This is a genomic window from Peribacillus deserti (assembly GCF_002863585.1).
Taxonomy (GTDB): Bacteria; Bacillota; Bacilli; order Bacillales; family DSM-1321; genus Paraperibacillus; species Paraperibacillus deserti_A.
In genome coordinates this window covers 25,787-37,980 of the sequence record NZ_PGUY01000011.1, presented here as the reverse complement: position 1 = coordinate 37,980, position 12,194 = coordinate 25,787, and the positions used below count along the sequence as shown (strand labels likewise).

General features: G+C 40.9%; 10 protein-coding genes. All 10 read right to left on the bottom strand.

Features of this window, described 5'->3' with window-relative positions:
* Positions 1–6: 6 nt before the first annotated feature.
* The 10 genes from CUU66_RS03880 to CUU66_RS03830 all read right to left on the bottom strand — a co-directional run bounded on the left by CUU66_RS03880 (position 7) and on the right by CUU66_RS03830 (position 12,074).
* Positions 7–1,410, bottom strand: coding sequence for a replication initiation and membrane attachment family protein (locus tag CUU66_RS03880; protein ID WP_101640366.1), 1,404 nt, complete (start codon positions 1,408–1,410; stop codon positions 7–9).
* Positions 1,411–1,700: 290 nt separating this feature from the next.
* Entirely contained in the window at positions 1,701–2,159 is a 459-nt protein-coding gene (gene nrdR / locus CUU66_RS03875) for a transcriptional regulator NrdR (protein WP_101640365.1), read from the bottom strand.
* A gap of 246 nt (positions 2,160–2,405) precedes the next feature.
* Complete coding sequence (locus CUU66_RS03870; RefSeq protein WP_101640364.1) at positions 2,406–2,786, bottom strand: hypothetical protein; 381 nt, start codon at positions 2,784–2,786, stop codon at positions 2,406–2,408.
* Positions 2,787–2,974: 188 nt separating this feature from the next.
* Positions 2,975–3,355, bottom strand: a complete 381-nt coding sequence (gene speD, locus CUU66_RS03865; RefSeq protein ID WP_101640383.1) for an adenosylmethionine decarboxylase — start codon at positions 3,353–3,355, stop codon at positions 2,975–2,977.
* Positions 3,356–3,813: 458 nt separating this feature from the next.
* On the bottom strand, positions 3,814–4,845 hold the full coding sequence (locus CUU66_RS03860; RefSeq protein WP_101640363.1) for a glyceraldehyde-3-phosphate dehydrogenase: 1,032 nt from the start codon (positions 4,843–4,845) through the stop codon (positions 3,814–3,816).
* 269 nt (positions 4,846–5,114) lie between these two features.
* A complete protein-coding gene (gene coaE / locus CUU66_RS03855; RefSeq protein WP_101640362.1) occupies positions 5,115–5,738 on the bottom strand; it encodes a dephospho-CoA kinase in 624 nt (207 codons plus the stop codon).
* 54 nt (positions 5,739–5,792) lie between these two features.
* Complete coding sequence (mutM, locus tag CUU66_RS03850) at positions 5,793–6,623, bottom strand: DNA-formamidopyrimidine glycosylase (RefSeq protein WP_101640361.1); 831 nt, start codon at positions 6,621–6,623, stop codon at positions 5,793–5,795.
* Positions 6,624–6,641: 18 nt separating this feature from the next.
* Positions 6,642–9,272 carry a DNA polymerase I gene (polA, locus tag CUU66_RS03845; protein WP_101640360.1) on the bottom strand — a complete coding sequence of 877 codons (2,631 nt, stop codon included), beginning with the start codon at positions 9,270–9,272 and terminating at the stop codon, positions 6,642–6,644.
* 301 nt (positions 9,273–9,573) lie between these two features.
* On the bottom strand, positions 9,574–11,352 hold the full coding sequence (gene pnpS, locus CUU66_RS03835) for a two-component system histidine kinase PnpS (protein WP_101640358.1): 1,779 nt from the start codon (positions 11,350–11,352) through the stop codon (positions 9,574–9,576).
* Entirely contained in the window at positions 11,349–12,074 is a 726-nt protein-coding gene (locus CUU66_RS03830; protein ID WP_101640357.1) for a response regulator transcription factor, read from the bottom strand. Before CUU66_RS03830 ends, pnpS begins: the two co-directional genes overlap by 4 nt.
* Between the last annotated feature and the right edge of the window lie 120 nt (positions 12,075–12,194).

The following is a 12,194-nucleotide window of genomic DNA, read 5'->3' as shown; positions in this document are numbered from 1 at the left end:
TTAATCTCACCCCCGGTTCTGATACTTCTTGAGCTTCTCTTCAAGCTTCCGTTTTCTTTCCTCGATATCATTTATATCATTGCTTGTTGTTTCACTATTAACCGGTGCTGCCTCTTCCTCTTTCAGCCAATCAGGAACAATTTCTGTCCTAATCGCTTTTTTCGCGCCAATTTTCTTGGTTTTCTTCTCATTGGCCCAGGATTGATATTGCCTATGCTCACTTTTTGCGAGCTCCATTGCCTCTTTCACTGTTTTAATTCCCTTTCGCGCCCAATGCCCCGCAATTTTCTCGACATACGCTTTTGTTAATTTCATATCTGATCTCATCATTACATATTCGATTAATACATTGGCAACTCCAGGTGTAAGCTGCTGATTCAATAAAATATCCTCGATAATCTGGAGATCTGACCGTGATGGCTCAGCACCCCCGGACAAATCAATAAGCCGCTGCCGGGGTGACACATTTTCTAGGTATTTTATATGCTTTTCTTCTGGTGTTCTCGCCTCGGCAGATTGTGTGTGTAATTGCGGAGGCTGAATATGGCTAGACAGCGAGGGGAGCTGTACATTGTATTCCAGCTGATACCAGTCTCTGGCTCTTTTCCTTAATTCTTCTACATCAATTTCATCGCTGCTGTCAATCACATCGAGCAGAAGATTTTTCATATTCAACGAATCAATGCCATATAAAAACGAAAGCTTTGCAATGGTATCACGAACTTTAGGAGTAAAGGCTTTTTTCGGTATAAATGAATCCTTTAATCCTGAGTACAGAAGATCAAAATCAAAATACCCCTCAAACCCGCTGATATCTTCTGCTGAACTGCGGGTGATGAACTGCTTCTCTTCTTCAAGTGACAAATCTTCTGCAGCATCATCAGGCAGATAAAGCGATTCCGTGTGGTCTGAAACAAAGACCTCATGAAAGGATTTGGTTACATCCTGATACTGGTCATGAGGAATGTAATGGTCACTGAATGTTTTCTTCAGTTTTGCATACTGAATCTTTCCGACTTTTTTATAAAGATAGATATTAAGCATTCCATCCGTAAAAAACGCTTCAGGAGACAGAGGCGGCACTAATTCATAGATAAATGAACTTTCTTCTCCCTCTTTTCTTTTCCACGACTTTAATAGTCCTATTCCTTCTAATTTAGTTCTCGCTTCAAATATTTCCCGCAGGTTCACTGCCATAGTAGACATTAATGCATGATGCGAGGAGGATACAGACCATAATCTATTGTCTTCCACTTCACTCAACAGTGTTAAATATAGACTAAAGCAGAGTGGCCCAATTAAAGGCTGATAGAGTAAAGCCAGCACTTTACGATCATAAGAATGAATAAGCCCATTTGTGCATACCTCATATCTATCTATAGGCAGAATTTGCTGCCAGTGCTTCTGCATATAACTCAAACCTTTACTGTGTATTTAAAAAGAGCTCTGTTAACATTTCATACAATTCCGCTCGGAAGAAAGGTGCTTTCCGAGGGCAGTATGCCTCTTCCCACGCCTCCGCCTGCGGATGACTTCCTGCTCCCGCAGATGTCCTGCTTGCAGCGAATATTGACATAAGCGCCAAAATAAACAAAGAAATTGAACATAAGTGTTCCTTTTAAAGTCATTCGCATTCACAGAAAAAGAGCTAAACAGGTTAGCTCCCCACTGTACTATAGTTACCGCTTAAACACAGAAGCTCACTTTTCCTTATTTATGAGCTCTCTAAGTTCTTCAATAAATACATTTATATCTTTAAACTGACGGTAAACAGAGGCAAACCTCACATAGGCCACCTCGTCTACCTCTGCAAGCTGGTCCATGACCATCTCTCCGACATCTTCACTTTGAATCTCGGAAACCCCCTGGTTTCGTAGCTCCTTTTCTACATAGTGAGTAATGTCTTCAAGCTGTTTCAATGAAACCGGCCGCTTTTCACAGGCTTTTATAAGGCCGCGTAGAATTTTATCCGCACTGAATTCCTCTCTTGTACCGTCCTTCTTCACAACAATCAGAGGAATTTCTTCGACTTTCTCAAAAGTGGTAAAGCGGTAGCTGCACTGCTCACACTCTCTTCTTCTCCTGATTGACCGGCTTTCATCGACGGGACGTGAATCCAGGACACGCGTTCCATTATATTGGCAATTGGGGCATTTCATACTATCAGCTCCGTATCATATATCTCATATTAACCTGGATTACCCCATCAATCCGTTCGGTCCCGAAGAGGGCTGCAATGAGGAGGTACCAGTGTCAGCCAATAAGATTGTCTATTCTAATACTTTCATCTTATAAAAAAGCCCTTTGTTGTACAAGAAAAAGCGAATGGAAAAAGACATCAAGAATTTCCCACAACAGATTAGGCTTTAAAATGTCAGATTGGTGTAACTAGATGTGGAACATATTTAAGGTTTCCCTTTAGAAAGATAAGGAAGCTTTTGGTCAAGCTCCTGATAAAGGGCGACAGCCTGTTTTTTCAGGGACGGAAACATACCTGTTAGTGATGTTCTTTCAGAGGAAATAATGAAATCCACCGCTGTTTCATTGGGCTGTACAGCTACGATTGTAACTACTAAAAAAGAGTGTGGAGACGGCAGCTCGGCAGAGACTTCTCCATGTTCTTTAGAAATGTTTACAATACGGCAATTAGGAATAGAGCGGAGAACCTCTTCAACAGCTGCAAATGCTTTTGCAGAATTCGCTTTATAATAATGCGTCCGTAGTTCAGGCAGTTTGTTTTTGTCACTTGTTTCGCAAATTCTATTGAATCTTGTGAGTAATCCCATTGAAAATCCCCCGAGCTCATTTTCTTTTAGTTTACCTAATTTTCAGCAAGTGTTCAAATCGGGAGAATGCTGCGGGGAGCGGATCTATTTTATATAATAACGGCGTATGCACTATACTCCAGTTTTTTAGCAATTAAAAAAAGAGATGCAGCATGTACATCTCTTGTCTGTTTATTAATTATTAAGTATTATAATGCCTTAGCTGTTGATTGCTTAACCTGTACCGGGCCCATACCGCGAGGCAGTTCAATATTCTCACGAGTCTGAGCACCTAATGCTTCTGCAATGTAATCAGCAGCAATATTAGGATCTAATTCTCCGCATGTGTAAACATCTATGCTGGCATATCCGTGTTCAGGAAAGCTATGAATAGTTAAATGTGATTCAGATATGATAACCACACCACTTACTCCCTGGGGAGCAAATTTGTGGAATGCCACCTCACGTACTTCAGCACCTGACTTAAGTGCTGCATCAACGAAGATTTGTTCAATCTGTTCCATATTGTTTAATTTTTCAAAGTCACAACCCCAAAGTTCAGAAATGACATGTCGACCCATTGTTTCCATGTTCAAGTTTCCCCCTTTAACATGATTAAAATTTCCAAAATTCTGCAACATAAAAGAATAACCACCACGGGGGAAAGTTAGTCCGAAGAGGTCCTAACCCTTTAAGTAGCTATCCGTTTCCTTCACAAGAAGTTCACGAAAGTTAGTATACTAATTTTATATTTGTTTTGCAATATATCTTTTTAAAAAAAATATATATTTAGGAACTTATAGTCAAAACCTCCCTGCCTCTTTTCATTTATTCCCTATAAAAATACAAGGCTAACGTAAAAGCTGAAGCTTACCCCGATAGCTGGCGTCCAAAATTCATCCGTTTATGAAATGGACCTAAAAATGAAAAGATTCCTGCCATGGAGGGGCAGGAATCTTTCTTTAAATATGTTAACGTTCATTGTTGATACTGATGGCACGGATATCGAGACTCCCTACGGGGAATAAGGGTGCCTGCCAGCTGCATTTCAGCCTGCTTTTACTTTGAGCTTAGATTTCAATTGTTCCGCAACATGCATAGCTAAATCCACGACTCTGCAGGAGTAGCCCCATTCATTATCATACCAGGCTAACACTTTGACTTTATTTTCCCCGATAACCATCGTAGACAGTCCATCAATGATGGCGGAATGAGGATCGGAATTAAAATCTACGGAGACTAACGGTTCTAATGTAAATCCTAAAATCCCTTTTAAGGAGCCATGTGCTGCCGTATACAAGGCATCATTCACTTCACTTACGGTGACATCCCTCTTAAGATCCACTACAAGGTCTACCAATGAGACATTTGGTGTGGGGACTCGTAATGCCATGCCATGCAGTTTCCCCTTCAAGTGGGGCAGTACAAGTGAAAGAGCCTTGGCTGCACCCGTTGTTGTCGGGATAATGCTTTGGGCGCATGCTCTGGCCCTCCTCAGGTCTTTATGAGGATTATCTATATTTTTTTGGTCATTAGTATAGGCGTGGACCGTCGTCATTAAACCGTTTACAATTCCAAACTGCTCATCTAAAACTTTTACAAGGGGTGCCAGGCAGTTGGTTGTACAAGACGCATTAGAAATAATCTGATGCTTATCAATATCTAGTTTTTCTTCATTTACACCCATAACAACTGTAATGTCCTCATTCTTGCCAGGCGCCGTCAATATAACCTTTAATGCGCCAGCATCCAGGTGTGCGGATGCTTTGTCTCTAGAGTTGAATTTACCCGTTGCTTCGATAACAATATCAATTTGCAGTTCTTTCCAGGGAAGCAGTTTAGGATCACGATTATTTAAAAGGAAGACCTTTTTTCCATTTATCAGAATGCTATCCCCATCAGGTATGACCTCTCCTTCGAATTTTCCGTGAGTTGTGTCATACTTTATTAAATGAGCTAATGTTTCAGCAGGATAGCTGGCATTAATCGCAATAATATCAAGTTCATTCTCTAAAATGGCCTTTCTAAAGACCATTCTTCCAATTCTCCCAAATCCGTTAATTGCTACTCTAGCCTTCATATTTCGGCCCCTCCCGAATTAAGTTATACTTATTATACTGTTTAATATTATTAGTATAACATAATTAACTTTAAATGTGATAATAAAATAGTGGAGATTCTCTGGATTTTTTTAAAACTATATCCTAAAAGATGCTTGTTTTTTAATACGTTCTGTGAACTTACCCTATTGTTAAACAAGTTGATTGGAACGTAAGGTGCGAGACTCCGCAGGAAGCAGTTTCAATTCGCTACAATCAAAAAGCAGGCAAGAAACAAAAAAGAACTCCATTATGGCTGGAGTCCTTTTTCATCGCTTATTATTGCCCACCTAATCAGCATTTCTTTTACCTGTTTCTTTGTTTGTTCTACCGTTCCTTCATTATTGATCACTGCATCAGATTGAGCTATTTTATCTTCTATAGACATCTGTGAGTTAATTCTAGACTGTGCTTCTTCTTCAGTAAAATGATTTCTAGCCATAAGCCTTTCGAGCTGTATATCTGAAGGAACATACACAAGAACAACTTCATCCACCATATGTGTGAGATTACTTTCAAACAATAAAGGTATATCCATAAAGACAGTCTGCTGACCTGAAGCAAAAGCGGCATCTTTCCTGCTATTCATCCAGGCTCTGACGGCAGGATGGACAATACGGTTCAATATGGTTCTCTTCTCCAGGTCATTAAAGATAATCGCTCCCAATTTCGGTCGGTCTATGGTCCCGTCTGGCAGTAATACATTTTTGCCAAAAGCCGAAACAATTTGGTTATAGGCTTCTTGTTCTGGTTCTACGACTTCCCTTGCTGCTATATCTGCATCAATTACTGTAAAACCAAGCTCTTTAAGATAGCTGCTGACCGTGCTCTTCCCAGTTGCAATACCTCCTGTTATTCCAATAACCTTTTTCATGATCATCCATCCCATTCATCTGTCTATAGGGAGCTGCCTGCCATGTGATGCTGATTACTCTAGCAGCTGGCAGGAAGGACAAATATGTGTTCCTCTTCCGCCTACAGTCAGCTTCATCAATGGAGTACCGCATACCTTGCAATTTTCCCCTTTACGGCCATATACATTTAACTCCAGCTGGAAGCTGCCGATCTTACCCTGTGAATTCACGTAAGACCTGATGGTACTCCCGCCTTTTTCTATTGCTTCGCTAAGCGTAAGAACTATTTCCTTATGGAGCCTTTTAATTTCTTCCTGTCTTAAACCGGAAGCTATCCTTTCAGGGTGGATTCCAGCCCTGAATAAAGCCTCATCTACATATATATTGCCTATGCCGACCACGATATTTTGATCCAGGAGGACGGGTTTAATTTTTCTGTTTGTTTTGGCCAGGCGGCTGCTTAAATAATCTATAGTGAAGTCGTCCGATATCGGCTCTGGTCCCAAATGGAGGAGCGGCGGATGCAAAAGCTCTTCTCCCCGTCTGAACAGGTGCATCGTTCCGAATTTACGAACATCTCTGTATCTAAGCTCTGAGCCATCGGAAAATTTGAAAATGACGTGGGTATGTTTATCATACGGTTCCTCCCCTGGAAACACGCCATATTTACCTTCCATCCGCAGATGGGAAACAAGGGAATAATCATCCAGGAAGAATATTAGAAACTTCCCCCGCCTTCCAACGTCCCGGATCGTCTGCCCCCTGAGTGCATCAATAAATTGTTCCTGTTCTTCGGGTGCCTTAATGATCTTTGGCCAATGTATTTGAATATCCTCGATTGTTTTTCCCGTCACTAATTCAATTAATGTTCTTCTGACTGTTTCTACTTCCGGGAGTTCGGGCATATTCATCCCCCTTTTGATTTATTTAGCATCAAACCATGTTGGTCCATACGCATAATCTACTTTTAACGGCACATTCAATTCAACTGCATTTTCCATCTCTTCAGGTACTATCTTCATTAATATCTCTAGTTCCTCTTTAGGAGCTTCAAAAATTAATTCATCATGAACCTGCAGGAGAAGCTTAGCCTGTAATTTCTCATCCTTCAATCTTTCACTCATATTGATCATGGCCTTTTTTATAATGTCCGCTGCACTTCCCTGGATTGGCGTATTCATTGCCGTTCTCTCCGCAAAGCTTCTAATATTGAAGTTTCGGCTCGTGATTTCAGGAATATATCTTCTCCGCTGTAACAGTGTGGTCACATATCCCTTTTGCTTAGCTTCTTGAATGCTCTCGGTCATATACTCTCTTACCTTGGGATAACTCTCCAGATAGCGGTCAATAAACTGACCGGCTTCTTTCCTGGTTATACCGAGGCTTTGTGAAAGTCCATAATCGCTGATTCCGTACACAATCCCAAAGTTTACGGCCTTTGCATGACGGCGCATATTTGAAGTGACTTCCTCTTTGGATACATGAAAGACATCCATGGCCGTTTTAGTATGAACGTCCATTCCTTGATGGAAGGCATCACTCAAGCGTTCGTCGTCCGCAATATGGGCAAGGACCCTTAGCTCAATCTGTGAATAATCGGCAGCAAAGATGATCCAGTCCTTTTCTGAAGGGACAAAAGCCTGTCTAAGTTTCCTTCCTTCTTCAAGCCGGATAGGAATATTCTGCAGATTGGGATCGGTTGAGCTTAAGCGGCCAGTCTGAGTGAGGGCCTGATTGAAGCGGGTATGAACTTTATGTGTTTCAGAATCCACTACCTTCAGCAGTCCTTCAATATAGGTCGATTGGATCTTCCCGAGCTGCCTGTAATGGAGGATTTCTCTTACAATTTCATGCTCCTGCTCTAATTTTTCCAGTACATCTGCAGAAGTGCTGTAGCCGGTTTTTGTTTTCTTTGCTGCTGGCAGCTGGAGTTTTTCAAAAAGTATGACTCCGAGCTGTTTTGGTGAATTGATATTAAATGCTTCTCCGGCCAGTCCAAAGATTTTTTCTTCAATGGCCTTAAGCCTGTCTGAGATTTCGGTCCCCATCTCATGTAAACGATGTAAATCTATTTTGACACCTTGCAGTTCCATGTCAGCAAGGATCAGTGACAGCGGTAATTCCAGGTCTTTGAAAAGCTCGTACTGGCTGTTCTCTTTCAATGCATCCAAGATTGGTTCGGCAAGTGCTTCGATAGCCATCGCTTTACGTCCAAGGTGCTTAGCAAGCAGTTCTGGGTCAGGCACTCGCCGTTTTGCACCCTTACCGTAAAAAGCATCATCAGATTGTATTTGCGAATATTTATGCCGCATCGCAATTTCCGCAATATCAAGTGAGCTTTCTGCGGGATTTAAGATATACGAAGCAATCAGCAGATCAAACGTGATTCCATTTAAATCGATTCCTTTTCTGCCAAGGCTGACTATAGAACGTTTGGCATCATAGACCGCTTTCTTTTTTGTTTCATCCGCTGCCCATCGTTTAAACTCTTCAGAAGTAAAAGCTGTATCGGCTGGAATAAAATACATTCCCTTTTTATTTACAAGAGAAAGTCCAAGCGGCTCCGTGCGGCTGTAATTATCTCCTAGAATTTCAACATAAAGCGTATTTTCATCGTCAAAAATATCGGAAGTGACTTCGCTTAGCACCGTTACATCTATATCCTGAAGCTCATCTGTTTGAGATGTATCAGGTACATCCATCTTTTCCAGGAGGGAGTTAAAGCCAAGTTCTTTATAGATATCCACCACTTTTTCGTTATCCGGCCCAGAATACTGGATATCCGATAGACTTACCCCAATCGGTGCTTCCCGCGTAATCGTAGCAAGTTTCTTTGACAGAACAGCCATATCCTTATTAGTTTCTACTTTTTCCTGCAGTTTCTTTCCACTGATCTCAGATACCGAATCAATGACATTTTCTACGGTCCCAAACTGCTGCAATAGTTTAAGGGCAGTCTTTTCACCAACTCCAGGTATACCGGGTATATTATCCGAGGCGTCTCCCATCAGCCCCTTCAAATCGATAATCTGCGCTGCAGAAATGCCATACTTCTCCTGAATATGTTCTGGTGTGTATTCTTCAATTTCAGAAATCCCTTTTTTTGTAATAGCAACTGTAGTTTTCTCAGAAGAAAGCTGGGTAAGATCTTTGTCACCCGATATAACCTTTACATCGAACCCTTCTTTTTCTGCCTGGACAGCAAGCGTACCGATAATATCATCTGCTTCATAATTTTCCAGTTCATATTGTGAAATTTGAAAAGCCTTAAGCAGCTCCCTGATAAAAGGGAATTGTTCAGACAGCTCCGGCGGTGTCTTCTGTCTTCCGCCCTTATATTCCGTATACTCGGCATGACGGAAGGTCGTCTTTCCTGCATCAAATGCCACAAGCATATGTGAGGGCTTTTCTTCTTCCAAGATTCTTGAAAGCATCATTGTAAAGCCATAAATCGCATTTGTATGGATACCTTTATTGTTATTCAACAGCGGCAATGCAAAAAAAGCCCGGTATGCAATACTATTGCCGTCTATTAATACTAATTTTTTCTCCAATGAATGTTCCTCCTTTTAATCAAAGCGGACATAATGTGTAACCTCGTTTTAACTCCTGTTGCTATGTATAGAGAGGCATGAAAAAAGCCGTTATATTTCTCTCTATTCTACCATGAGAATAATCTGAAAGAAAAATACCGGCGTTCTTTTAAATAGCAATAAAAAGCGAAAAGGCGAAAACGGGGTAGTTTTCGCCTTTCCTTTGGCTCCTTGGATGAAGGGGTCTTTCACAATATATTCTACTTGTCCTATGTAAAGAAATGTCCGGATAAATGTAAAAGTATTGTAAAAGCCCCCCACTTTAGAGACTCTCTTCAGTATGGAAACGTTTGTTAAGCAGCACTGTAAACTCTGTGCCTTTTCCCGGCTCACTATTTACCTGGATCTGTCCTTTATGAGCCTCTACCAAATGCTTCACAATCGCAAGGCCTAGTCCGGTCCCGCCATAATTTCTGCTTCTGGCTTTATCTATACGGTAAAAACGTTCAAAAATACGCGGGAGCTCTTCCTGCGCTATTCCTATGCCTGTATCTTTTACACGTATTTTAGCGTATTGGTCCGTTTCCTCAAGATTCACTTCAACAGACCCGCCAGAAGGGGTATACGCGATGGCATTACTAATAAGATTAATCAATATCTGCTTAATTCGGTTATAATCCCCCTCTATTTTAACCATACTGCCAGGGCTGCTGTACGAAAGCGTAATCCCTTTTAGTGCGGCACGATGCTCATACATAGGGACAGTCTCCTGTACCAATTTATGAGCATCCAGTTTTTGAATAGACAGAGAAAATCCCTGCTGCTCGATCTTCGATAAATCCAGGAGTTCCTGGATAAGTGTCTGCATTCGGTCACTTTCTTTTAAAACAATAGACAGGAAATGCTTTAATGATTTTTCATCATGTAGTGCACCATCCAAAAGTGTTTCGGTAAATCCCTTTATGGAGGTAATCGGCGTTTTCAACTCATGAGATACATTTGCCACGAAGTCCTTCCTGATCTGTTCAAGCCTTTTCAGTTCGGTAATATCATGGAAAACAAGAAGAATGCCTTTCCATTCGTCATGGCTGCCGATGATTGGTGCGCCATAAACCTCAAAATACTTCCTTTCGAGGGAGACAGGAAGCACAAGATGTTTTTTTATGCTTTGTTCAGTCATAAAAATTTGCTCAATCATTAAAATGACTTCTTTATGCTCAACAACCTCATAATAGAGACGGTATAAAAAATAAAACGGATCCACCTTAAAAAAATTCCGATACGTTCTATTGATTAAGGTAATATATCCTCTGCTGTCAATAAGAAGTACTCCGCTTCCCATATTCTCCACAAGTGTCCCTAAACGGTCCTGCTGCATTTCCCTGAGTTTTTCCATCTCCTGCAGGTTCCTGGCCAATTTATTTATGGAGTTGCTCAGCATACCGGTCTCCGATGAATGCTCTTCGTATGTTCTGACCCGGTAATTGCCTTTCGCGAGCTCTATTGCTGTACGTGTTGCAGCTTCGATCGGTTTTGTAAATCTGGAAGTGATTCCAGCAGCCAAAATCAGGATGGCGATAAAGGCTGTACCAAGACTGAATGCAAGAATAAGCCACATTTTCTGGTTTGCATCCTTTAGTTCATCAATTTGATCGCTGAGAATCACAAACACAGTTTCTCCGCCATCCAGCTTCATTTTCTTCCAATAGTAATGCTGGTCATACCTTCCTTCAACTACTGAGTAGCCTTCAGGTTTTTCTGAACTCGAACTATCTTTAATAATGACGTCTATGGCTTCAGAATGGTCTTCATCTTGATCCGATGTACTATATAATAGGGTGCCATCACTGCCGGCTATTATAATATTTGAATCCAGTATTTCTTTTAAGCTTTCCATTTTGCCGCTGCTTATTGCAGTGTCTACTCCGTCGTTTTCCTGTATGTAATTGGAAACAAACTTAATCTCCCTTTGAAGACGATCATTATGGGTTTCTATGTAATAATTTTTAAATAGCTGTCCAAGGACGATACCAAGCCCCAGAAAAACAGCCAGTGATAACATAACTAAGGCCAAAAAGAGCCTTGAGCGATATCTGCTCATTCTCCTTTTGGCTCCTCTAGCTTATATCCTAATCCCCTGATTGTTTTAATATAGACAGGCTTTTTTGTATTCACTTCGATTTTATCGCGAAGATGGCTGATATGAACATCAACAATTCTGGTATCGCCGGCAAAGTCATAGTTCCACACTGCGCTTAACAACTGGTCGCGTGTTAAGACTCTTCCCTTATGTTTAGCTAAGTATAATAGCAATTCAAATTCTTTCGGCGTTAATTCAAGTTGATTTTCTTGGAAATAGGCTTCATAGCGCTCTGGAAAGATTTTTAATGCACCTAATTTAAGCAGCTCCCCATCTTCGTGTTCTGTTTCATTCAGCTCCGAATTCTCCGCATGGATTTGTGATCTCCTGAAGATTGCTTTAATCCTCGCAATTACTTCTCTTGGACTAAACGGTTTTGTCATATAATCATCTGCGCCCAATTCCAAACCCAATACTTTATCAAATTCATCATCTTTTGCAGTCAGCATAAGAATAGGTACATTCACTTTTCTCTGCCTAATCTGCTTGCAAACTTCAATTCCATCAAGTTCTGGCAGCATCAAATCTAAAATGACGAAATCTGGCGCTTCCGTTAATACTTTATTCAGTCCTTCCTGCCCATCCATAGCCGTTATAACCTCATAGCCTGACTGTTCCAGGTTGTATTGAAGGAGTGTTACGATAGATTCTTCATCATCTACTACAAGTACTTTTCTGCTCATACATTCCTCCCAAAGAAAATAAATTCCCCTTGTACCAATCAAACCTGAGCCATTTATACATTCCTATTATAAACAATTACATACAAACTACAAACTACAAAGGACAAAACGGTCGAAACA